Origin of the sequence: Anabaena sp. PCC 7108, from assembly GCF_000332135.1 — a bacterium.
Lineage (GTDB): Bacteria > Cyanobacteriota > Cyanobacteriia > Cyanobacteriales > Nostocaceae > Anabaena.
The window spans coordinates 4,415,353-4,440,894 of sequence record NZ_KB235896.1 but is presented as its reverse complement, the minus strand read 5'-3'; the positions used below and the strand labels follow the sequence as shown (position 1 = coordinate 4,440,894).

Below are 25,542 nucleotides of genomic sequence, written 5' to 3'. Positions count from 1 at the left end.
GCTTTTCCTGGGAAGAGTGAAGTACAAAATCATCTGCGTTTATCTGCGTCCATCTGTCTTGAAAAGTTTCCTACGCCGGGAAACCCGGCTTCGAGGAACTTTTCGCTGCGTTTAATTATTACAGGTTGTACCTCACTTGAATGGTAATTGCTATATAACCTATTTATTACGAATTAAGCAGCACCTTTCAGATAAGCTAACATGGTATCTGCATCGGAAACTTCAAAGGGATCGGTGGGACAGTTATCATCGAAACCTGGTTCAATGAAAATCTTTTCAATTTTACCGTCATTCACCACCATTGAATAACGCCAAGAACGCAATCCAAAGCCTAAATTAGACTTATCAACTAACATTCCCATTTTACGGGTAAATTCACCATTACCATCGGGAAGCAAAAATACATTTTCAGCGCCTTGTTGTTTGCCCCATTGGTACATCACAAAGGCATCATTAACAGATATACAAATAACTTGATCAACTCCTAAAGCTTTGAAGTCTTTATAGAGTTCTTCATAACGGGGCAGGTGTGAAGTGGAACAGGTGGGAGTAAAAGCCCCAGGTAATGAAAACACAACTACGCGCTTGCCAGCAAAAAGTTCTTGGGTAGTGCGATCTTGCCAACGGAAGGGGTTTGGTCCACCAATGGACTCGTCACGGACACGGGTTTTGAATGTAACGTTGGGAACTCTTTCAATAACAGCCATGTTGACCTCTTAATAAATTGATGTGTGAACTTGTCGCTGACATATCTCAGAATAATTCTTATTTAATAAAAATTCAATAGATATAAATACTTATTGAATTTATAAATTTAAATTTGATATTAATTCAATAATATGATAAAGTCTAATTAAGAATTTATCCAATGCAGCTACAGGTATGCAGCAACAAGCAAACGCAATTATTCAAACCTTAAAGTCTAAGGGTTTGAGGGTAACTCCTCAGCGGTTTGCGGTCTATGCAAATTTACTATTTCGCACCGATCACCCAACAGTTGAGCAAATTCTCACCGACTTGAATAAAGATGCTCCAGTCTCGTCTCAAGCGACGATCTATAGTTCTCTGCAAGCGTTAAGAGAAGTTGGTTTGGTGCGGGAAGTACTGTTGGAAGAAGGGGTTTCTCGCTACGACGCTAATGTTGAACCCCATCATCACTTCTGCTGTCATCAATGTGGTGCAATTGAAGATATTGCCTGGGAAACTTTTCACTGTATAGAACTTAAGAGTCTACGTCCTGGTTTGCGTGGCGAAACCTATGAAGTTACTGTACAGGGTTTGTGCGATCGCTGTAATAATCAGCGGTTCTGATCATAGTTTGGACATGAAAAAAGAGGATTTACAGACGCGACATCTGATCATAGATAAGTAAGAAAAAGTGTATTTTTACTTAAGTGTGTGATTCGTATCACTCAATTATCCCCAGTGCTATCACCAACATAACTGATAATTCTCACATTTATATAGATGTAATAATCACTCCAATGGTAGAGAATTCAGGAGATATTAAAGTTGTAGAGTTGAAAGCCATCCACCATGTCTAACATTAAGCTTCTGCCAGGTGCTGTTTCCGAAATTATTGCTGCTTCTGCTGATACTGGAGTTCTGACCAAAGCAGATCGCTACGGACTAATGGCAGCTATTTTGGATGAGCGCCTGGCAGAAGAAGAGGAGGAAGCACTCAACAGACTTTTACGCCGCGTTGTTAGAGGTCGTATCCAGGTAGTAGACAAAATCTCTAGCGATCGCTAAATAAGTTGCTATTGTTGACAAGAGAATCAACAGAAATTTTCTGGAAAAAATCAAATATGCCCCGGTTTTGCAGATGGCTGTACAGTTAATAGTTATACTAACTAGCTGTAAATTTAAATAGAAAGACTAGGTTTCAAATTCTTATATGGCAATAATTTTCAGCCTAGGGATTCTATCCATCCTCACAAGAAATGAGTATAACTAATAACTTTTAAACTCCTTCATAATTAAAGACTGTTGCCAACGGAGATTGAGACCCCAACTGAAACAAAGCCACAGATAGAAGTTGGCGTTAACCTCTCCCAAAGGGAAAAGAGTAATTAAAACCCAAAATTAAGAATTAGTAATTAGGGCATTGCATAATTGCGGGATGATTTGAGAATCCGCATCAATAGATAATCACCGCGTCTGGAGCGTCTGGAGTGTCCCCGCGTCAGCCTCAATCATCCTCTTATTCAGCAACGCCGTAATTAGTTAAACTCCCTCTCTTATCTGTTCTACCAATTGGTGCAAATTACCCATATTCAGGCGATAACTCAAAGGATGAACAATTAATCGGGCTGTACTTTCATACAAAGTAGCAATCTCCACCAAACCGTTTTCGTTCAACGTCCTTCCTGTAGAAACTATATCTACAATCGCCTCAGACATCCCCGTAATCGGACCGAGTTCAACTGAACCATACAAAGGAACTATTTCTACAGGTAAATCCAGACTTTGAAAATATTCCCGCGCACAATTGACATACTTAGAAGCAACTCGACCATGAGTAGGTAAATCTACGGGCAATTTGTAGGGACTGGAGGCTTTTACTGCTACTGACATCCGACAATAACCAAATTGCAAATCTACTAATTGTGCAACTTGCGGCTTTTTCTCACTCAGTACATCATAACCTACAATACCAAGCTGTGCCTGACCATATTCTACATACACAGGTACATCTTGCGCCCTTACTAGTAGTGCCTTCGCTTGTCCACTAGCATCAGGAATTTGCAGTTGACGGGTTCCAGAATCTAAAAAAGCACTAAAATCTAATCCCACCGATTGCAGCAGGCAGATGCTATTTTTAAGTAATTCCCCTTTTGGTAGTGCAACAGTCAGCATTCTTTTTCCTGGTGTCTTTGTCTTTGCGGTTTATTATATGCTTAGTACAAGCAGCATGAGAATTTTATTAGTCGATGATGAAGTTGAATTAACTGACCCCTTGAGTCGTGTTTTAACTCGCGAGGGTTATATTGTTGATGCTGCTTATGATGGAATAAGCGGCAGCAAATTTGCACAAGCTGACAGCTATGATTTACTAATTTTAGATTGGATGTTGCCAGGAAAAACAGGGTTAGAAATTTGCCAGGAATTACGACAACAAGCTAAAACCACTCCTGTGCTGTTTCTCACTGCTAAAGATACTCTAGATGACCGTGTACAAGGTTTAGATGCTGGTGCAGATGATTATTTAGTCAAACCCTTTGAATTGCGGGAATTATTAGCTAGGGTTCGTGCTTTGTTGCGTCGTTCTGGGGTAGAGTCATACAGCAACACAGCAGGACGCTTAGTGGTAGCTGATTTAGAACTTGATGTAGAAAATCAAGTCGCTTATCGTCAAGGACGAATTATTGAACTATCGCAAAAAGAAGGACAACTGTTGCAATATTTGATGGAAAATACTGGACAATTGTTGACTCATGCACAAATCATGGAACATTTGTGGCAAGATCAAGAGCAACCTGGTAGCAATGTGATAGCAGCATTAATTCGCTTGTTGCGTCGTAAAATTGAGGTAGATCATGAATCTATTCTGATTCATACAGTCTATGGTAAAGGCTATCGTTTCGGCTCTACAATTGTATAATAATGCCAGAATAATGCCAGAATAATGCCAGAATAATGCCAGTCTTAACTAGCAATTTTTACTATGGATAAAAAATCTGAATTTATACCGAATAACGTGCTTGATCAGATTACATTAAACGAATTAAAAAAAACTATTTGCAACAACATCACCGAAGAATTTATGCAAATTATTGATTCTTATTTGGAAGATACTCCCAAACGGTTGCAATCGTTGAGTAATGCTATTATTCAAGAGAACGCAAAAACACTGCAATTAGAAGCTCATTCTCTTAAATCTAGTAGTGCGATTGTTGGAGCGAAAAACTTATCTTTACTGTGTAAGCAATTAGAAAAATTGGGACGTGATAGCAATACAAACGATGCGCCGCTATTGCTATCCCAAGCTATAACAGAATATGAGCAAGTCGAGGCTGCACTACAATGGGAATGCAAGAGCAAGTAAACATAAACCAGATAATCGATATCTATACAACTTTAAATTTCTTTATGTTGGACGCTGGGAGTAAGACTAATTAAATCGTCCATATTCAGTTTCATGGTTTGACAAATCGTATCTAGTGGTAAGTCATTGGTATCATATCCAAAGGGGTTTTCAATTTCTAAACCAATAGCTTCAATACCCAATAGAGTAAAGCTAACTAAAGCAGAAATTAATCCAGTCCACCAACCAAGGCTTTGTACTATTTGAAAGGGTAGTAGTAAGCAATATAGTAATAATAATTGTTTGAGATGAATAGCATAAGCCAGAGGAATTGGTGTTTTTAATATTCGCTCGCAAGCTCCTAAATTATCCACCAAATTATTTAATAACTCTTGCATAGCTACTAACTGGTGGCTATTGATGCAATTATGTTTATATTGTTGTTGTAAATAATCTCCAATCCAAAAAGCCACCTCTATGGGAGGATTATTCATATTTTTTAATTTAATAAACTTAACATCTGGAACTAATTCTTCTAATTCACTATCTATACTTTCTCCTCGCAAATGCATTTTTGTTGCTATAGCAAAAGCAACAAGTAAATATAAAGCATTAATTTTAGAATCTTTATCTTCTGGTTCTTTTTCATCAATAGATACCCATATTTGTCTTGCTAAATTTCGGGTAGTATTTACTAGAGAACCCCAGATTTTTCTACCTTCCCAAAAACGTTCATAAGCTGTATTTGTACGAAATACTAGTAATAAGCCTAAGACGATACTGGGGATAATACTTCCTAAAATAGGTTGGGAAACTGGCAATTTGAAATCATAAAGTACAGAGACTAATACGCCAAAAGCTCCACACCAGAGAACATCTTGATAAATTGCTCCAATTACTGAACCTTTAAACTGTAAGACAATATGGAAGCCTTTTCTTTTATGCTCTTTCATGCTTTTACTATCAAAAACATACTTGCCAAATAGACATATTTTAGGTCTGAAATCCTAAATTTTGCATTAATTTGGTTAAGGAAATACCATGTAAAAGTGCCAAATTTGCTAAATATTCTAAGCGATGTGCCTGTAGTTTATCTATCTGTTCACTGAGATACAATAACTCTTTATATTCCTCATCTGTAAGTTTTTCTTCTTCTTTTTTGGCTATTAATTTATTATGATAATTCAGAAAAGTAGGAGGAATATCTTGATTGTTGTGTATAAACAATTCCGCTTCATTTTTGAGTAATGTATCAGCTTTTTTGTGAGCCTGTAGAATAATAATTTGAGATACAAGTTTTTCTAAATCTTGTTGTTTTAACTGCTCAACAGCCTTGAGCAATTCTTGTGAGGATAATTGCACTTCAAGTTTCACTTTTGACATTTTTTACATCTCGCCGGCTAACTGGTAAAGATTCTATAGACTGATGAAAATCAGTATACAGGAGTAAGAAAAAATAAAGCAAATATCCTTTAACTGAGATTTTGCGCGAGGAGGTTAGTAATTATCACCACGCAGACTGTTACCTGTGTGGGTTTCCAACCCTTAGCTTGCATAAATAAACTTGAATAAATAAAACAGGACTTACGCAACTGGCACATTGGTAGGGTGCGTCAGATATCAAAAATCTGTTTATTTACTAGATTTATGCAGTCTGACGTGGTTGGTGAGCTTGCCGAACCACACCCTACAATAGATTTTTGGTGTGACACTTACGCAAGTCCTATAAAAATGGACTGCACCTCAAAAGTAATTGTTAAATAACTTATCTTCTTATTAAGAAATATTAAGTTCATGGTACAAAGCTATAAAAACGCAGCTACATGGGTTGGCTAGAAAGTAGACACTGAAAGTAGCTTACAGTTTGTGGGAAATCCAACCTACATAGCTGAGTTTTAGGCTTAATTGAATTGTATTAAGGTACAAGTTGACTGCTGAAAATTGTCTTTCAAGGTATCAACCAAACCAGTGAGAAGGTTGACAACCTAGTTGAACAGTTTCACACAGTTGACGACTAATCGAATCTCCTTTTTCTTGGATAATCGAGAAAATGCCTTGGTGAATTAAATGCTGGAGGTGTAATTGTTGTTCCAAAGGATTCCGGGATAACTTGTGATTTAAACAGCTATCTTTTTTATCATCAGCTAGGGGAGTTTGACTATCAGAAGTTTCGCTGTAAAATCCAGGAAGCCGATTAATAACAAAGGAAACCAGTTCTTGGCGTAAATCAGGAATGGCAAAAACTTGTTGATAAGGTTGGTATGGATATGTATCTAAAACACTTTCAATTTCGCCGATGACTGATTTATGTGTTAACTTGATTGCTGTTTTCATAATTGATCATCTCCTTTTTAATCGAGTCAATGATTGGTGCTACAAAAAAGTTATCTGAATGTAGATTTTGTAATGATAAGCAATTAGAAGCAGTTTCCGGATCAGACTCCATACCCCTAATCAACTATTTGATCCTGACGAAATATGAGATTGTTAATCTTTTCTGAATTTTAGTTTCAATTTATACTAAAACTAAAGTATAAAATATCTAAAAAAACTCAAGAGACTAATCAATTGGTGACATTCTGTAGCTTTAAAACTAATTATTCCCAATTTACAATAATTTAGTGAAAAATCTACATAAAACGCAGCATAAGCTATTGGGGATCATCAATTATTAATGTCAAATTTGGTTGATTAGTTATACTTGCGAAAGTGGATATTGGGTAAAGACGCGATTTGGTGATTTATCGATGAGCGTTATCAGTTAATTATCATGTCTAACCCAACCTAAAAGGTCTTCACAACCTCCCTAAGGATTGGGATGAAGAATTAAACATCCTCCAAAAGGTCTAAAAAATTGACATGATCTAGAAGTAGATTTTGTAGTTGATGATCAATTTCACTAGCAGCTGCAAGTCCAGAAAGCATTGCGCCTGCTACTAGATTGCCACCACACCAATCACCACAGCAAACTAGAGGTGGGGAAGTATTTGCAGATAAACAAGTTACATCTAAAGGAATGCGAGGAAAGGCATAACGCCAGCGATGTATTTGCATCCATTCAGGATTTTTCAGCCAGGGAAGCGCTAAAGATTCAGCAGCTTTTTCTAACATATATTGTCCTACTGGTTGTAAATCTGGGGTTTCTAGATGAGTTTGGGCAAGTTTAGCACTACTTTGTAATACAAAATGAGGCTGTTGTGAATGGAGACGCTTGCTACTATCGAATCCAATCCATCCTAAATCTGCATGATCAACAAAAGTTAACGCTTTCCAGTTGGGAAGAGGTTGGGAATCGGCAGAATATCCCATCATCACACTAATAGAAGGGTCAAATTGGACAGAATGCAGACGATCTAAAAATTCAACATCTAATATAGTTTTTTCTAAAGGTGCTAATAAATCCCAAGCTTGGGGTGAAGGGATAGCGACTACTACCGCTTTGGCGGTTAATTCGGCTTGATTGGATTCTAGGGTAATCCGCCATGTATTTTCTGGGGTAGTGTTAAGAGCGATCGCACGTTGATGGAATAAAATTTCTAAATCTGGAGTTAGCGCTTTCGCTATCGCACTCATTCCCGCTGGTGCAACATAGTATAATCCAGCTTTTTGTGTCCTGAGTCCTGAGTCTACCTGGAATTTATCAACGGTATCAGTCCAAAGTTTGATAATATGGCGATCGCATAACATCTCTACAAACCTGCTCAACAATTCACCTTGAGGCTGAAGATAACAAGTACCATGATCAGCACAAGTTCCCTGTAAACGGCGTGTAGCGACTCTTCCCCCCACACCACGAGACTTTTCGACAACTACCACCGAATAACCAGCTTGACGCAATTGCTGGGCGCAGACTAAACCAGATATTCCAGCACCAATTATGGCAATATCAGTCATACTATTTTGGGATTTTAGATTTTAGATGAGAAAAGCTAATGTTCAGGTTTGATCATTTAGCAGGGAACTGTTAACAAAGTTGAAAGTCTCTCTGGATCTGAGTTTCATACCAAGTTTATGATAATAACCCTACTTGGTGACTATTAGGCTTGGCACTTTATCCTGATTTTATGACTGCCGAAAGCTGATAGTAGAATAAAGTACAGATAATCTGCACAAAAGGGAGGATCAGAAATTGGATGAACTGAGGCCAGTACTAGAGTTAGCCACAGAAGAGGAACTACAGGACTTAACAGCTATTCTGTTTAGTCGTAAGTTCAATCCCCTAGATTATGTTCACACACCAGAACCCATTGCGGTGCAAAGTCAAAACCATGAAGCTTGGTTAGACACCATAGAAAACCGCTTTCGTTTTTTAGCAGCTGATGGAATGACGGTATTACGTGGACGTAGTTATCAAGTTACTTACCGACAAACATTAATTCAGGTTTGTAAGTATCTAAAAATTGCCTATTATCAAAATTTAACAACGGTTGATTTAGAAGCAGAAATATTCTTGCAACTGCTAGGAAAAGTTTGGAAAAAGCTACCAGAACAAGAAAAGCAAAAATTAACTACACAAGTGCAGCAACAGCTTTTAACATCAGAACTTAAACAACCTTTACCACTATCATTACAAAAAGATCCTTTAGGATTAATTTTTAAAGCTGGTAGCGCCTTAGCTGTAACTTCTGTCATCCAACCATTTGTGCTGCAACAAATAGCCAAACAATTTGCTATCCATTTTGCTACTTATGAAGTGGCTAAACAAGCAGCAATTACAGGAACAGAAGTAGCCAGCAAACAATTTCAAGGTTATATAACAGCCCAAATGGCACGACGGAGTATGACTTTGAGTGCGGCTCGTTATGGTGCAGTTCGCAGCATCTTTGCTATTGTTGGACCAATGATGTGGACTTGGTTTTTAGCTGATTTGGGGTGGAGAGCGATCGCAACTAATTACGGTCGAATTATTCCTACTATCTTCACTCTAGCGCAAATTCGTCTCACCCGTGCAGAATGTTGGGAGCCAGCTTGAACAAGGCTTTTTATCATCCAAATCCCCGTTTACAAATCCCTTGGAATTTTCTCCAATTTGGACTACTCTCTTTCCCAATTAGTCCATTTTTGGGTGGTATTTCTATAGTTGTGGCATCATTGCTAACTTGGCGCAAACAATACCATATTATTAGCAATCGCCCAATTCACAAGGGATTTGCTTTTTTGAGTATATTACTACTCATTACCACCGGATTTGCCGATCACAAACTAGATGCTTTTTTGGGTTTATTCAATTTAGTACCCTTCTTTTTGTTTTTTACTGGACTCACTCCCATTATCCAAACACCTGCCCAATTACGACAAATATCTTGGATCATGGTAGTTGGTTCTGTCCCGGTTTTAATAATAGGCTTTGGGCAATTATTTTTCGGTTTGAATTTGCAAATTCAGTTTTTATGGATTGTTTTAGATTGGACAGTTGCACCAGGAGGATTACCACCAGGACGCATGGCTGCTAATTTCATGCACGCTAATACTTTAGCCGCATATTTAGTAACTATTTTTATTTTAGGTTTAGGTTTATGGCTAGAAAACTATCACAAACTTAAGCAAAAAAATCGTCTGATTATCTGCTTAACAATTACAGTCTTAGCCAATTTCATCGCCTTGATTTTAACTAATTCTCGTAATGGTTGGGTCATCGCTATTAGTGCTTGTTTAGCCTATGCTTTATATCAAGGTTGGCGGTTAATTGTTGCGGCTGTTGTCAGTATTGCTAGTAGTTTTTTATTAGCAGCTTTTGCACCTGCACCGATTGCTCAATTTTTCCGTAACTTCCTTCCCTACGGGATTTGGGCGCGGTTAAATGATGATATGTATCCTGATAGACCAGTAGCGTTAATGCGAAAAACCCAATGGGAATTTGCTCTTAATTTAACTCAACAACATCCTTTAACTGGTTCAGGTTTACGTAGTTTTAGCGGACTCTATAAAGCCCAGATGCAAATTGATGTCAATCATCCTCACAACTTATTTTTAATGCTGTCTGCCGAAACTGGATTAATTACTACTTTGCTATTTTGTGGTTTACTCGCTTGGATAATAATCACCGCTAGTCAACTTTTATGGAAATCAAAATCTATAGAATCAGAAAATAGATTAATTTTCTTCAGTTATCTGATCACCTTTATCGGTTGGATATTATTTAATACCGTTGATGTCACCACTTTTGATATTCGGTTAAATACTCTCTCTTGGGTTTTTGTTGCTGCATTATGCGGGGTTATGTATCAATATCATAGGAAACCGGAAACAGCTAACAGAGAATAGAGTTGAGCGACTCTTAACCCAAGATGATCAAGGATTTTCTGGGGTTTTCTTCCATAAATAATCACAATAACCCAAAGCATTAAAAAAGAGGGTCATGAAATTTTAGCAATTTCCATGACACCCCTGATTAATTAAGTTTGACAGACTTAGCTAAATGACAATACTAAGCTGACTGTCTCGCATTCAAGATATACAAGTTTTTACCAAATTTGGGGTAGAAAATAAAAGGAGTTTCCCGTGCTGGCTGTTGTAAATTAGGAGGTAGAAGAGTGAATATGTCTTGGAAATTCACAGTAATCTTCTCAGTAGCACCATTAACTAAGAAGCAAGTTTCATTTTTATTACCATCTTTGTATTGGTCGTAAAGAGCATCAAGGACTTTCCTGCGTAATTGTCTCACAGGAGAAACATAGATAAAATAACCTTGGGTATCAAGAGTCTTAGCTTGTGCAGATGCTTTATTTACATCTGTAAAGAAAGAAATTTGGGTATCTTCAATTTGCAGAGGACATTGTTGAGAAGGTTTTCCAGCGACAACACTATATAGTTTTTGTCCTAGAGGAGCATCAATATTAAACAATTGATTACCACTTGTTGCTGCTGCTGCTGCTTGGAAATCAAATGCAGCTTTAGTAACTGAACCATCACCAAGAACATCTACAAGTTTTGGGACTACTAGCGTATCAAATACTTTTTTATTAGCAGGAATTCGGAATCCTGGGGGTAATTGGAAAGGAACAGCTATGCCATATTTAAGTGTCTCTTCATAAACTGTAACTCCTTTTTTTTGTTGTTCTGGGGTGCTGTAAATAGTGGTAATCCCTAATGTTGTTTTAGTAGCATTAGAGGGTGGAGCAGATATAGCATCAGGTGTAGCGCTAGGAATAGGAGTTGTATCTGCTAAGGCAACATTTACACCACCAAACAACATGACGAAGCTGAGAATAGTAGCAAAGAAACCAATAAACTTTTTCAGCATTTTTTTTCCTGTTTACATTAATTGGATTCCAATACTTGTCGGTTAAGCTCAAAAAATTAAATAATGTAGGTTGGGTTAAGGAACGTATCCCTACAGGACACTTCGTGAACACGTAGTGTGCCGAAGGCATAACCCAACATTTAGAGGCATTTGTTGGGTTTCACTTTGTTCAACCCAACCTACAAAAATTCTTAACCAAACAGTATTGAATTGGATTCAGTCTTGTTAGTAGATACTTACCCAAATTAATTTGAGCATTGTTCTCTAAATAGTTATTCACGATATATTTTGTCGTTTACGCAAATTGATTCACTAATTTGGATTAGTAAATATGAATAATTTGCATACATCTATATTAAAAAATAATTTAATAAATAAAGGTTATTAAATAATTTTGGTTTTTTTAATAAATCAGGCTTAAATACTAAAAAGTAGAAACGTTATACAATACAACATCTCTACTTTTTATAGCTAGGAATTTACTTTTGGGATCAGTTTTGATGAGGGCAAAATTAGCAATTGAATTTACAAAAAAATGGAACAAGGAACAGAAAGTGTCCTATTTATTAAAACTTTAGTTCTGAGTTTAAAGCTTAGTTCCCCCTGTTCCCTCTGAATTAACTTTTATCTTGCTCTCGGCGCTTTTGATCAAGATTCTTAAATAACTTAGTGACATAAATTTCAAAATCTTCAATCCGACTTGCGACTGGTTCAATTAAACTTACCTGGACACTATCAGGAAAATTAAACACTATATTACCAATACGCAAACTAAGGGGTCTTAGGTGTCCACCATTGCGGGTAAAACGAAAATCTTGATAATCTGGATGATGATTATCACCATTTTTGTCACCATAGTTATGATCAAACCATTTAACTGTAGAAAAAGCTAATTTGGTATCTTGATCAAAGGCAATTAAACCTAATAAATTAAATAAATTAGCTTTTTTTATGATCTCAAATGTGAGAGATGGAATAGGCTTTACTCCTAAACCAATTTTATCAACTATTCCTGCTAATGGCTTAGGAATCGCACTATCAGTACCACTATTAACCGGAGCTAAAAGAACCGAAGCTTGTCCTTTAATAAATATTTTGTCAATTGTCACATCTTCAGGTTTCAGTTTAATAGTTTGAGATTGATATTGAAGAGCTTGGCTGATGTAATATTCAATTAGATTTTTTCCCTGAATATATTCACGTTTAAGTTCAGCAATCAATAATTCTATGTCAGCAATCACACTGTCAGCCGTAAAATTCCGAGTTTCTTGATTTTTAGTAATTAAATCACGGATAAATTTATCTCTTGCTTCGGCATTTTGTGGTAAGGCTGAAAATCCTTCTAACAGGGAAATATATTTACAGCCAATACTATGACCTAACCAATAATAATTCGTGTTTTCTAAATAGTTTTCGTATTCATACAGATTTTTTGTGGCTATTCTCACCAGTTCGGGAATGACAGCATATTGTTCTTTAATTAAAAAACCAGCTTCTACATAATGATTAAAAGTAAAATTAAATGGATAAATAACTATTGTATAGCCCTGTTCAAATAAAGACTGAAGCAAAGACCGATAAAATATCATCGGTATAAAAGTCCCAAAAAAAGCACCTCCAATAAATTGAACTACCCCTTGAGGCTGGGGATTTACTGCTACCCAACTGTGAGAGATTGGTTGAAATTTCATTTTTACTTGCATATTTTGATTTTTAGGGTAAATTGACCCGTCACATAGTTGAAGGTCAGAATTGTTAGCAACAATTAAACCAACAGTAACCAGCATTCTTACTTACGGTTTAATACGTAAATACAGATATCAATTACCAAAATCCGTAATATTTCTTTACATTCAATGAGCAGTCAAACTGAAATAATCGCCAACAGGGGATAAATACCCTATGCTGTCACTAGACTTTGATTCAAAAATCATCACGCAGAAACAGAAACTTCTGATTGATAGCAAATACCCGCTTCCTTGAATCTTTGTAAAGCTTCACCCAAGCGATCGCAATCTGCAATTAAACTAATTCTTACATAGCCTTCACCACCAACACCAAAGGCATTACCAGGAGTCAAAACTACCCCAGTTTGTTGTAAAACATTCAAAGCAAAATCTGTAGAATTCATTCCCACTGGACATTTTATCCACAAATACATAGTCGCTTCCGTTTTAGGAATATTCCACCCCAACTTACCCAAACCATCAATTAAAAAATCTCGACGGGTGCGATAACGTTGTTGAACTTCATGTAAATAAGAATCAGGAAGTTGTAAAGCAGTTTCTGCTGCTGTTTGCAAAGCCGAAAAAATGCCATAATCTAAATTGGTTTTCAGTGTCCGTAAACCTTGGATAACGTGACGATTTCCCACAACAAAACCAACGCGCCAACCTGCCATATTATAGGTTTTAGAGAGAGTGTGAAACTCCACACCAATCTCCTTAGCACCAGGAATTTCTAATAAACTAGTAGGTTGATAACCATCAAAAGCTAATTCTGCATAACATAAATCATGAACTAAAAGGATTTCATACTTCCGCGCAAAAGCAACAATTTCTTCAAAAAATTCGCGGGGGGCGGTAGCTGCGGTAGGATTACTGGGATAATTGAAATAGAGGATTTTCGCTTTTCTAGCCACTTCTTCAGGAATCGCAGCTAAATCAATTAACCAGTTATTTTCTTCTTTAAGAATTAAATTGTGGATAACTCCCCCAGCAATAATCGGACCACGGAAATGCACAGGGTAAGAAGGTGAAGGCACTAATACAGTATCACCAGGATTAATATAGGCGATCGCTAAATGCCCCAAACCTTCTTTAGAACCAAGTAAAGGTAAAGCCTCACTATCAGGATCAAGAGTCACACCATAACGGCGATGATACCATTGGGTAATAGCTTTGCGAAAACTAGCAGTTCCTTCAAATGGAGGATAACCGTGATTAGCAGGATTTTGCATAGCTGCTATGGCTGCGTCTATGACTGGTTGAGGAGTGGGACCATCAGGGTTGCCCATACCCAAATCAATTAAATCTAACCCCTGTTCTCTAGCCTTAGCCTTTAATTCGTCCAAACGGGCAAACACATAAGGCGGCAATTTTTGTATCCGTTCTGCGGGAGAAATCCAACTCAAACTCATTCTTTCACCTCAAAATAGGGAACAGGGAACAGGTAGGGGGCAGGGGGCAGGGGGCAGGGGCGCAGGGGAGAATGTTTTTGCTTTTTTCCCAATCACCTTTTCCCCAATCACCTTTTCCCCAATCACCAATCACCCATTACCCATTTTTAATTTTTAATTTTTAATTTTTAATTGATTTGGTGCAGTGGTAGAAACCATTGCGGCCATCAATTGTTCCAACGCTACGTTAAACGGTAAACGGTGGATATCAGAATTAGGTTCTAAACTAATTTCTGCTGCTGTTTGTAACTCACCCAGAGTGATATTACCTAATCCCAAATCTGCTAATTTTTGGGGTAGTCCAATCTCTGCATAGAATTTCAACAATTGCTGTCTTGCTGACGCTGCTAGTTGATTTCCCTGGATCATTTCTTCTAACCGCAGTTGTACCAGGATACCATAAGCGACCTTTTCCCCGTGAATGCTACCATGCCCAGAAATATGGGTTAAGCCATTATGAACTGCATGGGCAGCAACTGTACGACATTGCGCCCCACCGAGTCCCCCAATGACCCCAGCTAGGAGTACAGTTGCGTCTACAACTTCTTGCCAAATTTCGCTACCGGGAGACTGTAATGCAGCAGCGGATTTTTGGAATAAAATATCTCGTAAAACTCGCGCTTGTTGGACTGCGGCAATAATGAGAGTTTGTTGTAAATGTCCACTACTCACTGAGGCTTCATACCATTTAGCGATCGCATCCCCAATTCCTGCTATTAATGTTCTTGGGGGTGCAGTCTGAACCAAATCATAATCCAAAATCAGCAAATTAGGACAGTAAGATAAAGCCACATCATATAAAAACGCTCCCGTTTCTGAATAGACATTAGAAAGGGCAGTCCAAGCCGCACAGGTAGCCCCAGACGTAGGAATTGTGACCACTGGTAATGTTAATTGGTGGGCGACTAATTTAGCAGTATCTAGGGCTTTACCACCGCCAATACCGATAATCAGATCAGCATTATGTTCTTTAGCGGCTTTGCGTAAAGCTTTGAGACTAGCTTCACAACAATCAGCACCATAGGAAACCAACACAGGATGTAATTCTGGAGATTGGAAAAGAGGTTGTAAACTCTCTTGACTAAGACTGAGAGTCTGATTTCCTGAGACAATGAATGGACGAGTTCCCAAATTAGCAACTTCACCCGCAACGGTTGATAACACACCTGCACCGCGAATTACTTTTCCAGGGGCAACAGTAGAGACGTTCCATGGCAGGTCTCTACATTCTTTTGTTTGAGTAGACAAAGTTTCAGTAGGATGTTGATTAGGCATGATCTCTATTTTGCCAAAACTATTGATATTTCTTAATCAAATTTTTAAATAATCTCTATTGTATTGTAGATGACCAAAAAATTGTGTAATGGGGAACAGGGGAGAAACTGGGACGCGGGGACGCGGAGATGGGGAGACGCGGAGATGGGGAGATGGGGAGACGCGGAGATGGGGAGATGGGGAGACGCGGGGACGCGGAGATGGGGAGACGCGGGGACGCGGAGATGGGGGGAGATAATTAAGAATTACTTACACCCTGTCACCTGTCACCTGTCACCTGCCCCCTGCCCCCTGCCCCCTGTCACCTATTCCCTATGAATCTGTAGGTTTTGGTAGTGAGGCAAACTTGTCTAAATAAACTTCTACTGCCATTTCCGGGTCTTCACGACTGGCTAAAGTCCGGTTTACTTTACCCAAGTACAGGGGTACAGACAACCCAGGTTCTGGGTGAATAATTGTGCGGGCGCGAACTGTTAATTGCTTATTACCGCCGCTACCTAAGCGACCAGGAGAATAGAGATTACTAGCTGCTTGACGTAAAGTTGCTTCTAATTGCGTGGGAGTAATTTCCGGTGCGGTTGTAATTACCGTTTGGTTAGAACCGTTGTCATAAACTAGCGTGTACTTGACAGCACCCGGAATAACTGTGCGAGTCAGAGGAACAAGGGAAAGTGAAAATAAACCTGCTGTTAGTACCAGCATAAAGCCTGTTGTTCCCACCAGTCGAAAGCGAAAGCCCAATTTAAGAAGGAAAGCCAGGATTGTCAAGACTGCAAATACTATCGTCGCAATACCTGACCATTGGGTGTATTGCAGAAAATCAGCTGTACTAGGCATAAGGTTTTAATTACGGACATACACATTTTACCTACTTTTTACAACAGTACCGCAGGAGGAAATAAATAATTGGTAATTGGTAATTGGTAATTGGTAATTGGTAATTGGTAATTGGTAATTGGTAATTGGTAATTGGTAATTGGTAATTGGTAATTGTTCAGAGGGAACAGGAAGCAACTCTTAACAGAAAAAACTCATGTTTAAAAACATGAGATTGAAATAATGAAACTGTTTTTTTCGTGTCACTCTCCTTGTAAAAACATCCTTTTTTTTGACTGAACTTTAAACTCTTAAACTTTAGTTTTTTATTTGTTCCCTGTTCCCTGTTCCCTGTTCCCTTCTTTTGTAATTAAGTTTTGCAATGGGGATTTAACCCCAAGACAAAATAACATGATTAATACTTTTGTTGGGTTGCGTTGTTGCTTAACCCAACCTACTGATAAATTAAACCAAAGCAGTTTCAGGAATCGCACCTTGCATTTTCCCAAAAGTCTCGATTAAAGTCTGCAATTGTTGTTCAGCTTTGAATACTCCCAAACCTCTTGCTGTCACTTTTCCAGGGGAATAAACGAACCGGGTTTTCATGGTTGGAGTTAAGTTTTCTGCTAACAAATTCCAAGCTGGTTCTTCCATGGGAGTTTCTAAAACAATGTGCTGTTTATTCTCTGGTTTAATGCGGCTAAATCCCAGATTTTTGGCTAATTGTTTTAATTCCATTACTCGCAATAATTGATTTGCTGGAACTGGGATAGCACCATATCTATCAGTCCATTCAGCAGCAATTAATTTTAATTCATATTTTGATTTTACAGTGGCTACAGCCCGATAAGCACTCATTTTTTGATCAAGATCGGTAATGTAAGTTGAAGGAATAAATGCGGTGAGATTAAGGTCAACTTGAGTATCTTCAACTTTGGGTATTTCTTGACCTCTAATTTCTCGAATTGCTTCTTCTAACATTTCCATGTACAAATCAAAGCCAATTGCATCCATTTGACCAGATTGTTCTGCACCTAGCAAGTTACCCACACCGCGAATTTCCATATCTCGCATTGCTAATTGATATCCAGAACCGAGTTGGGTAAATTCTTGAATTGCTCTTAATCTTTGTCTCGCTGCATCGGATAATTCTCGTTGTTTGGGGTAAAATAACCATGCGTGAGCTTGAATGCCGGCACGTCCTACACGACCACGTAATTGATATAATTGAGATAAACCAAAACGGTGAGCATCTTCAATTAAGATGGTATTAACTCGCGGAATATCTAAACCAGATTCAATAATTGTCGTACAAACAAGAATATCAGCGTCATTATTTCCGAAAGTCAGCATAGTTGATTCTAACTCGCTTTCGTCCATTTGACCATGTGCGATCGCAAATCTTCCTCCTGGAACCATTTCCCGCAGATTTGCGGTTGTTTCTTCAATCCCTTCTACTCGCGGAACTACATAAAAAACTTGTCCACCTCGATCTAATTCTTGACGAATTGCACTTCTGACAATTTCCGGGTTTAGAGGTGCGAGATGAGTTTGAATTGGTCTTCTGGTGGGAGGTGGAGTGGTAATTAAACTCATTTCCCGAATTCCCGATAAAGACATATACAAAGTTCTGGGAATGGGAGTTGCAGAAAGAGTTAAAACATCAACTTGAGTTTTGAGGCTTTTGATTTTTTCCTTTTGATTAACGCCAAATCTTTGTTCTTCGTCAATTACTAAAAGTCCTAAATCTTTAAATTGGACACCTTTACCTAATAATTGATGTGTACCAACAACTATATCTAATTCTCCAGTAGCCAGACGCTTTTGAATATTGCGTTTTTCTTCAGGACTGCGAAACCGATTCAGTAAACCGACATTCACAGGATAAGGTGCAAAACGTTCTTTAATTGTGTGATAATGTTGTTGAGTTAAAATTGTCGTTGGGGCTAAAAGTGCAACTTGCTTTCCTGCGGTGACAGCTTTGAAAATAGCCCGAATTGCAACTTCCGTTTTGCCAAAACCGACATCACCACATACTAACCGATCCATCGGTCTTTCGCTTTCCATATCCCGTTTGACATCTTGTACAGCTTTTAGCTGATCTGTGGTAGGTTGGTAAGGGAAAGAATCTTCCATTTCTTCTTGCCAAGGCATATCTGCGGGATAGGAAAAACCTTGTTGTTGAGAACGTGCTGCATACAACTTTAACAAATCTACCGCCAATTTCTTAATCGCTTTGCGGACTTTGTTCTTAGTATTATCCCAAGCTTTTCCGGTCATTTTATGTAATTCCGGGGCTTTATCTCCACTGACGCGGAAACGAGACAAAGAACCAACTTGGTCAGCAGCAACTCTTAACAAACCATCGGCATATTGAACAACTAAATAATCACGGGTTTCATCATTAATTGTCAAACTTTCTAACTTGACAAATTTACCAATTCCATGACTACGATGTACAACAAAATCCCCTGGACGCAATTTGTTGGGATCAACTTGTTTAGATGCAACTTGACGACGTTTACGGACATAGCCAAAATTAGCTAAAGAATGCTGTCCATAAAACTCTCTATCGGTGACAATAACCAAACGGAAAGAAGGTAAAATAAAACCTTCTAATTCTGCCAAACCGGAATATTTAAGCGCGGTAGGTGTATGATTAATTTGCAGTTTATCAATAGCTTGATAATCGCGGGGATTGGGGATAAACTGCGCGGGACAATCGTGTTCTTGGAGGAGAGAAACCGAACGGGAAGGTTGAGCAGAAAGTAACCAAATCGAAAAATTGCGATCGCGTTCTTGTCTTATTGTCTCAGCTAACTTAGCAAATTGGTGCGGTGTCACAGGTAAAGGTCTACTAGCTAAATTGAGACCATCATTTTCTTCAGCCAATTCCGATAAATATAACTTGTTAAAATTCCCAGTTTCAGCTATGCACTCATCAAACGAACGGTGAATTTTAGGTAATTGGTCATTTTCCCCGTTCCCTGTTAAGAGTTCCCATTGTTCTTGAGCATTTTCCACCCAGCGATCGCTATGAGCATAACATTGTTCAGGCTCATCAATAGCCAGGAGAGTATTGTCTGGTAAATAGTCCAGTAGAGAAGCAGGTTTTGCAAAAGCTAACCCCAAAAACCGCCGACTACCTTCTAATATTTCTGAGTCGCTATTTAATTCCTCACTATCTTTAAGTGCGTCTAAAATAATCGGTGCAAAGCTAGTAGGAGTAAGAGTTATTTCGTTAATCCTATCCAGTGCAGAACGCTGAGTAGAGGGGTCAAATTCCCGAATTTGTTCAATATCATCTCCAAACCAATCCAAACGCACAGGTAACTCAGAGGACACCGGAAACACATCGACAATATCCCCGCGTCTACTCCATTGTCCTTCCGTTTCCACCAAAGGAACTCGTTCATACCCCAGCATGGTGATTTTTTTGCTAAAAGCATCTAAATCAAATTCCTGCCCCTTTTTCAAAGTTAGACAGAAAGATTTAAATGCTGCTGGCGGTGGTAAATGCGGCTGTAAAGCGCCCACAGTCGCAATAATTGCCATTTTTGGACTTGGCGGAGTTTTTGCGCCCCTACTGACCAAATCAGCCAAAACCTGCATTTGACCCCAATTTAGCTCATTTTCTGGGTCAAAAGGTTCATAAGGAGAAGCTTCAGATGTAGGGTAAAAGTGGACATTTTTCCACCCCATTGCTTCCATTTGCGCGAAAACCCGGCCAGCTTCCTCTAGAGTGGCACACACCACAAACAAATCCTTGTCTTCATGGGTTGCTAAAGCTGAAGCTACCAGCCCCTTCGGTAGACGTGAAATGCCATTTAACCGCAATTCCTTTTTTTTGTTGAGTTTAGTAATTAGTTCTGCGGTGAGAGGCGATCGCGCCAAAGCACGCACAATAGAATAAAAAGCCATAAATTCTTAGCTTATTTGGAAGTCGTTAAGGGGTAAGAAAATCTATAAGAAGTTTATATTAACTATTCTAAAAGGGTTAACAGCCGCTTTGTGAATAAAAAGGCATAATCATAACTACCACTTTATGTATACTCAAAGCATTTATAAAAACGTCTTTAATACTAGATACTAGGGTTTGAGCTAACTTCGCTTTTCACAGCGGCAATTATCAACAATGTCTTCCATTACTTTTGAAATTTTAACCATTTTAGTGCTAATTTTCGCCAACGGAGTATTTTCCATGTCGGAAATGGCCGTAGTCTCAGCCCGAAAAGTTAGACTACAGCAGTTGGCCAATCAAGGAGATGTCAATGCCAGGGCTGCTTTGAAACTAGCAGAGTCGCCCAATCATTTTTTGTCTATCGTCCAAGTAGGGATTACACTCATTAATATTCTTAATGGTGTCTTTGGTGGTGCTACCATTGCTAAAAGACTAGAAGAGTATGTAAAGCTAGTCCCAGTTTTAGCTAATTATAGTAGTGCGATCGCTTTTGGTGTAGTCGTCTTACTAATTACTTATTTTTCGCTCATAGTTGGTGAACTCGTACCCAAACGGCTGGCATTAAACAACCCCGAAAAAATTGCCGCCCTTGTCGCCGTCCCCATGCGAGCTTTAGCAAGTATAGCTTCACCTATAGTATATCTATTGAGTGCATCTACAGATTTAGTACTGCGAATCTTGGGAATTACACCCTCTACTGAACCGCAAGTCACTGAAGAAGAAATCAAAATTTTAATAGAACAAGGGACAGAAGCGGGAACCTTTGAAGAAGCCGAACAGGATATGGTAGAACGAGTTTTCCGTTTAGGTGATCGTCCTGTCAGTTACTTAATGACACCACGTCCTGATATAGTCTGGCTAGACTTGGAAGATCCCCCAGAAGAAAACCGCGAAAAAATGGTGGAAAGTGCCTATTCCCGGTATCCAGTTTGTCAAGAAGGACTTGATAATGTCCTGGGTGTAATTCCCGTCACCGACTTATTAGCCCGCAGTTTTCGGGGTGAACCTTTAGACTTAACAGTAGGATTACGTCAACCTGTGTTTGTACCGGAAAGCACCCGTGGGTTAAAAGTTTTAGAGTTATTCAAACAAACCATCACTCACATGGCGCTAGTAGTCGATGAATATGGCGTAATTCAAGGGTTAGTCACTCTCAATGACATTATGAGTGAAATCGTCGGTGATGTACCCGCAGGCCCAGGACAAGAGCAACCAGAAGCTGTACAAAGAGAAGATGGTTCCTGGCTTGTAGATGGAATGTTACCTATAGAAGAGTTTTTGGAACTTTTCGATCTCGATGAATTGGAACCTGACGAAAGAGGTAGTTATCAAACATTAGGTGGACTTGTAATCACCCATTTAGGACGTATCCCCGCAGCAGCAGACCATTTTGAATGGGAAGGTATGCGTTTTGAAGTCATGGACATGGATGGAAATCGTGTTGATAAAGTACTAGTTGTGCCAAAGGGAAATCATCATGGGTAATTGGTGATGGGTGATAGGTGATAGGTGATAGGTAATTGGTGCTAAATTAGCAATTATCTATTCACCTTGCTTTATTATTTATGTAGATGAATTTAATTACTGATAATAATGAAATATGGATGACTCTACCAAACAAATTATCAAGGAAAATCTAAAAAAATCAATTAGGAATTTTTTTAAAGGTAAGAAAATAGAAAATTACCAAGTATTAGATGATATTTTTCCCAAAGAAAGACGAATACGTTCTCTGATTGGTGGACTAGAAACAAGTTTAGGAACAACTTGTTGGGAACCTATAGCTAAAACTTTAGCAGAATTAAATGGATTTGAAATCATTACTGAAAAAATATTACGTCCTCAACCATTTCCTAAAGAATTAGATATTGAACTAAACAATTTAATTGCTGAACGTGAAAACAAATATGATAGAAATATTATTTGTACTCAAGAATGTATACAGAGACTTAAACAAGCTGCTGTGAAAATTAATCCTGAAGAAATAATTAAATATACATCTCCTCCTTCTGGTACAGGAGTAGATATTCATTTTTCCAAAAATTGTATTGAATATGTTTTTGATATTAAAACCACACAACCAAATCAGGGAGGTTTTAAAGGATTTAACAAACAAATTCTAGAATGGTATGCTTACAGATTCTCTAAAAATCCTGATGCTAACTTAGAAGCACGTATTGCTATTCCTTTTAATCCGTTTAAAAAATCTTGGTATGAAAAGCAAAAAAGTATGTTATCTAGTTCTCCTTTGGATATTACCCAAGATATATGGGTTGAAAATGAATTTTGGGATTTTTGTTCTGGAAATGAAAATACATTTGAGGATTTACAATCACTTTTTGTTGAATTAGGACAAGAAAACTTTGCAGCAGAATTTCATGATATTTTTTATCCAAATTAGTTAGATATCAAGAATCTTCAATAATTCTTTAGCTACATACTCAACCACAGGCACAGGAACAGCATTACCAAACTGTTTCTTAGCTATTTCATCTCTTGTATGGTATTCAAAATTCTTTGGAAACCCTTGTAATTTGCAAGCGTGTTTTGCAGTAATTGGTATATAATTCTGCGGTTGATAAATTTTTTCTAAGAAAAGATTTTTATATTCTTGTGGATGACTAGCATTAATAGATACAGTAGCAATATAGTCTTTAGCACCAGTAGCAGTTAAAGTCGGGAAAATATCAGCGGTAGGTAAAATAATTCTATAGATACCATTAATCCCTGTCATATTTTTAGAATTTACAAATTCATACTTATTATCAGCAGTTAAGCGAAATATTCCTTTTTCAACCAATACATTTAATTCATTTATCTCTATGTCAGTTATTATTTCTCTAAAATTATCAAAAGATAAAGGATTACCATCTTTATCTCCATATTTTTTGCTTCTTCTATGTTTCAGAAGAGTTAAACAAATCATTTTTTCTCTATCACTTGTTTTGATAATATCCCAAGAGTGAATTGTTGTATGCCCATTTCTTAAATCAGAGAAAATAAAAAAATCATTTAACTCATCATCCTTTTGAAATCGAGTTCTTGATGGTGGAATTACACCTTTAAATAAAGTATTTGCATCTAATTTAACTTTCTCAATAACTTTGACATTTTTAAAATCATCTAAGATATCTAAAACTTTTGGGTGAATATTCAGAGGATTAGGGAATTTATACTCTTGACATCTTTCTATATCCCGTCTAATCCCAACAAGAAAAACTCTCTCTCTATTTTGCGGTAAACCAAAATCATAAGCATTAATAACTTTCCATTTAATGCAATATCCTATATTTGTCAATTCATTGAGAATTAGTTCTAAATTATCTCGGTTTTTAGGACTTGCTAATCCACTAACATTTTCAAATATAAAACCTTTAGGCTGATTTTTATTTACCAATCGAATTACATCAAACCATAATTTTCCTCTCGGATCTTCAAATCCCCTTAAACAACCAGCAACAGACCAAGGTTGACAAGGAACACCACCCACAATTATGTCAACATTCGGTGGAAGTTCACTAATTTTTGTAATATCTCCTAATTCAATTTCATTTTTATTGAAGTAACTGATAAAATTTTGCTGATAAACTTTAATAGCTTGTTTATCTATTTCAGAATAGCCTAAACATTGACCACCTAATTTATCTAAAGCAATTCTAAATCCACCAATACCGGCAAAGAGATCAATAAAAGTGAATTTTTTCTGGTTAGTTACTAACTGTAGAGGTACTGCTATTTGTTTTGGTGTTTGCAAAAATATAGATTTCATGTTTGTTAGCTAATTTTATCAACTAACTATTTATATTCAGAAACCCAGTATATCACCAAATATACTAAGTTTCCAGTCTTCAACTTTGAGACAACCGCTTCACCTCTGCACCCCCTAACATCTCCTCGGCTTTCGCTAACATCTGCGGAATTTTTTCAGCGTGGGGACTATTAACAAGACATTCTCGCAAATCTAATTCTGCTAACTTATCAGCCTTATTACCAGGAAACCAGGAACTACCATTACCTAAGAGGTTATAGCGCATTTTGCCATACTCGATCATGTCATAGGCCAAAGCTAAATTTAACAACCACAAAATCACCCGTATATTTATTTTTCCTGGTGTTTTTTCCCAACTTGGTAAATTAGTTTCCCAGGTTTTTACCCAATCTTCTCCTAAAGTTTCTATGGCTGCATTTTCTAAACGTTCAATAATTGGTGGTAAAATTTCCTCGGCTTTATCTAACAATTCTAAAGTCTTTAAATGTTCATCAAAATCAGTTGGTTTTGCTGCCCCTATACTCAATGTATGTACTTGGGGATGACTCAAACAAAATAAATTATTAAACACCATTGGACTCAATGGATAACATAAATCAACTAATTTTGCTGACGGTTGATATAATAACCCACCTTTATTAGATGGACTAATAATAAATACCCCCATATCTAATTTATTAGCAGCTTCAATAGCAGTCCAATTCCATTGATTAATATAGTACCAATGCAAATTCACATAATCAAATTGATTAGTATTTATTGCTTGTACAATCAAATCTGTAGCCCCATGAGTAGAAAAGCCAATAAATCTAACTTTTCCCTCAGCTTGTAACTGTTTCGCTACTTCTAAACAACCATTTTTACGAATACTATAATCCAAACTTTCAGCATCATTAATCCCATGCAAACCCAGCAAATCAACATAATCTAACTGGAGATAAGCCAAAGATTTTTCAAAAGTTTCGCGGAATTCTTGAGGATTTTCCACAGGAGGAACTTTAGTCTGAACTATTAACTTTTCACGGGGGAACTGCGGTAGAATTTTGCCCAATTGCATTTCTGATGTTCCATAAAACCGGGCAGTTTCAATGTGATTAATCCCAACTTCTAATGCACGATGAATACTCGCTTCTAAATTTTCTTGATTATCTGCTGGAATTTCTTCTGGTGTAACATCTTGCCATTTAAATTGATATCGCATTCCTCCACAAGAGAACACTGGGATTTGTAATTCTGTGCGTCCAAATCTTCTGTACAACATTATATTTAAAAT

Annotated in this window: 23 protein-coding genes; 9 read left to right on the top strand and 14 right to left on the bottom strand. The window is 37.7% G+C overall.

Going from position 1 to position 25,542, the window contains the following annotated elements; translation table 11 throughout:
* Positions 1-173: 173 nt before the first annotated feature.
* Complete coding sequence (locus ANA7108_RS0120830) at positions 174-707, bottom strand: peroxiredoxin (protein ID WP_016952762.1); 534 nt, start codon at positions 705-707, stop codon at positions 174-176.
* A 175-nt stretch (positions 708-882) separates the two neighbouring features.
* Between ANA7108_RS0120830 and ANA7108_RS0120825 the strand changes: the two genes are divergently transcribed.
* Positions 883-1,311 carry a Fur family transcriptional regulator gene (locus tag ANA7108_RS0120825; protein ID WP_016952761.1) on the top strand — a complete coding sequence of 143 codons (429 nt, stop codon included), beginning with the start codon at positions 883-885 and terminating at the stop codon, positions 1,309-1,311.
* Between the two features lie 225 nt (positions 1,312-1,536).
* Complete coding sequence (locus ANA7108_RS0120820) at positions 1,537-1,752, top strand: hypothetical protein (protein WP_016952760.1); 216 nt, start codon at positions 1,537-1,539, stop codon at positions 1,750-1,752.
* Between the two features lie 474 nt (positions 1,753-2,226).
* Here the strand turns inward: ANA7108_RS0120820 and hisG are convergent, their stop codons facing one another.
* Positions 2,227-2,859 (bottom strand): ATP phosphoribosyltransferase, encoded by a 633-nt coding sequence (hisG, locus tag ANA7108_RS0120815; RefSeq protein WP_026104350.1) that lies wholly within the window; start codon positions 2,857-2,859, stop codon positions 2,227-2,229.
* A 55-nt stretch (positions 2,860-2,914) separates the two neighbouring features.
* Between hisG and rppA the strand changes: the two genes are divergently transcribed.
* Complete coding sequence (gene rppA / locus ANA7108_RS0120810) at positions 2,915-3,604, top strand: two-component system response regulator RppA (RefSeq protein WP_026104349.1); 690 nt, start codon at positions 2,915-2,917, stop codon at positions 3,602-3,604.
* A 63-nt stretch (positions 3,605-3,667) separates the two neighbouring features.
* Positions 3,668-4,048: an Hpt domain-containing protein gene (locus ANA7108_RS0120805; protein ID WP_016952757.1), complete on the top strand. Its 381-nt coding sequence runs from the start codon at positions 3,668-3,670 to the stop codon at positions 4,046-4,048.
* A 32-nt stretch (positions 4,049-4,080) separates the two neighbouring features.
* On the opposite strand, the gene ANA7108_RS0120800 is transcribed toward ANA7108_RS0120805, so the two are convergent.
* From ANA7108_RS0120800 to ANA7108_RS0120785, 4 genes are all read right to left on the bottom strand, one after another.
* On the bottom strand, positions 4,081-4,980 hold the full coding sequence (locus tag ANA7108_RS0120800; protein ID WP_016952756.1) for a bestrophin family protein: 900 nt from the start codon (positions 4,978-4,980) through the stop codon (positions 4,081-4,083).
* Between the two features lie 40 nt (positions 4,981-5,020).
* Positions 5,021-5,410: a hypothetical protein gene (locus ANA7108_RS0120795; protein ID WP_016952755.1), complete on the bottom strand. Its 390-nt coding sequence runs from the start codon at positions 5,408-5,410 to the stop codon at positions 5,021-5,023.
* Positions 5,411-5,983: 573 nt separating this feature from the next.
* Positions 5,984-6,361: a hypothetical protein gene (locus ANA7108_RS0120790; protein ID WP_016952754.1), complete on the bottom strand. Its 378-nt coding sequence runs from the start codon at positions 6,359-6,361 to the stop codon at positions 5,984-5,986.
* 492 nt (positions 6,362-6,853) lie between these two features.
* The gene (locus tag ANA7108_RS0120785) at positions 6,854-7,921 is read right to left on the bottom strand and encodes an NAD(P)/FAD-dependent oxidoreductase (protein WP_016952753.1); all 1,068 of its coding nucleotides are present in this window, start codon (positions 7,919-7,921) and stop codon (positions 6,854-6,856) included.
* 235 nt (positions 7,922-8,156) lie between these two features.
* On the opposite strand from ANA7108_RS0120785, the gene ANA7108_RS0120780 reads away from it, so the two are divergent.
* On the top strand, positions 8,157-8,999 hold the full coding sequence (locus tag ANA7108_RS0120780) for a YaaW family protein (RefSeq protein WP_016952752.1): 843 nt from the start codon (positions 8,157-8,159) through the stop codon (positions 8,997-8,999).
* Positions 8,981-10,291 (top strand): O-antigen ligase, encoded by a 1,311-nt coding sequence (locus ANA7108_RS0120775; protein WP_016952751.1) that lies wholly within the window; start codon positions 8,981-8,983, stop codon positions 10,289-10,291. Before ANA7108_RS0120780 ends, ANA7108_RS0120775 begins: the two co-directional genes overlap by 19 nt.
* Positions 10,292-10,454: 163 nt before the next feature.
* Here ANA7108_RS0120775 and ANA7108_RS0120770 read toward each other — a convergent pair whose 3' ends face one another.
* From ANA7108_RS0120770 to ANA7108_RS0120750, 4 genes are all read right to left on the bottom strand, one after another.
* A complete protein-coding gene (locus ANA7108_RS0120770; protein ID WP_016952750.1) occupies positions 10,455-11,270 on the bottom strand; it encodes a hypothetical protein in 816 nt (271 codons plus the stop codon).
* Between the two features lie 617 nt (positions 11,271-11,887).
* Complete coding sequence (locus ANA7108_RS0120765; RefSeq protein WP_237741533.1) at positions 11,888-12,961, bottom strand: DUF1350 family protein; 1,074 nt, start codon at positions 12,959-12,961, stop codon at positions 11,888-11,890.
* Between the two features lie 242 nt (positions 12,962-13,203).
* Positions 13,204-14,409 carry an aspartate aminotransferase gene (locus ANA7108_RS0120760; protein WP_016952748.1) on the bottom strand — a complete coding sequence of 402 codons (1,206 nt, stop codon included), beginning with the start codon at positions 14,407-14,409 and terminating at the stop codon, positions 13,204-13,206.
* A gap of 153 nt (positions 14,410-14,562) precedes the next feature.
* Positions 14,563-15,723 (bottom strand): iron-containing alcohol dehydrogenase family protein, encoded by a 1,161-nt coding sequence (locus ANA7108_RS0120750; RefSeq protein WP_016952746.1) that lies wholly within the window; start codon positions 15,721-15,723, stop codon positions 14,563-14,565.
* Positions 15,724-15,811: 88 nt separating this feature from the next.
* Between ANA7108_RS0120750 and ANA7108_RS30340 the strand changes: the two genes are divergently transcribed.
* The gene (locus ANA7108_RS30340; protein WP_158318379.1) at positions 15,812-15,961 is read left to right on the top strand and encodes a hypothetical protein; all 150 of its coding nucleotides are present in this window, start codon (positions 15,812-15,814) and stop codon (positions 15,959-15,961) included.
* A 74-nt stretch (positions 15,962-16,035) separates the two neighbouring features.
* Here the strand turns inward: ANA7108_RS30340 and ANA7108_RS0120740 are convergent, their stop codons facing one another.
* Both ANA7108_RS0120740 and mfd read right to left on the bottom strand, forming a co-directional pair.
* Positions 16,036-16,560, bottom strand: coding sequence for a Ycf51 family protein (locus ANA7108_RS0120740; protein WP_016952744.1), 525 nt, complete (start codon positions 16,558-16,560; stop codon positions 16,036-16,038).
* A gap of 444 nt (positions 16,561-17,004) precedes the next feature.
* Positions 17,005-20,460 (bottom strand): transcription-repair coupling factor, encoded by a 3,456-nt coding sequence (gene mfd / locus ANA7108_RS0120735; protein WP_016952743.1) that lies wholly within the window; start codon positions 20,458-20,460, stop codon positions 17,005-17,007.
* 214 nt (positions 20,461-20,674) lie between these two features.
* Between mfd and ANA7108_RS0120730 the strand changes: the two genes are divergently transcribed.
* On the top strand, positions 20,675-21,985 hold the full coding sequence (locus ANA7108_RS0120730) for a hemolysin family protein (protein WP_016952742.1): 1,311 nt from the start codon (positions 20,675-20,677) through the stop codon (positions 21,983-21,985).
* A 115-nt stretch (positions 21,986-22,100) separates the two neighbouring features.
* Positions 22,101-22,901 (top strand): TdeIII family type II restriction endonuclease, encoded by an 801-nt coding sequence (locus ANA7108_RS0120725; RefSeq protein WP_016952741.1) that lies wholly within the window; start codon positions 22,101-22,103, stop codon positions 22,899-22,901.
* Here the strand turns inward: ANA7108_RS0120725 and ANA7108_RS0120720 are convergent, their stop codons facing one another.
* On the bottom strand, positions 22,902-24,269 hold the full coding sequence (locus ANA7108_RS0120720; RefSeq protein ID WP_016952740.1) for a DNA cytosine methyltransferase: 1,368 nt from the start codon (positions 24,267-24,269) through the stop codon (positions 22,902-22,904).
* Positions 24,270-24,348: 79 nt separating this feature from the next.
* Positions 24,349-25,530, bottom strand: coding sequence for an aldo/keto reductase (locus tag ANA7108_RS0120715; RefSeq protein WP_016952739.1), 1,182 nt, complete (start codon positions 25,528-25,530; stop codon positions 24,349-24,351).
* Positions 25,531-25,542 lie beyond the last annotated feature (12 nt).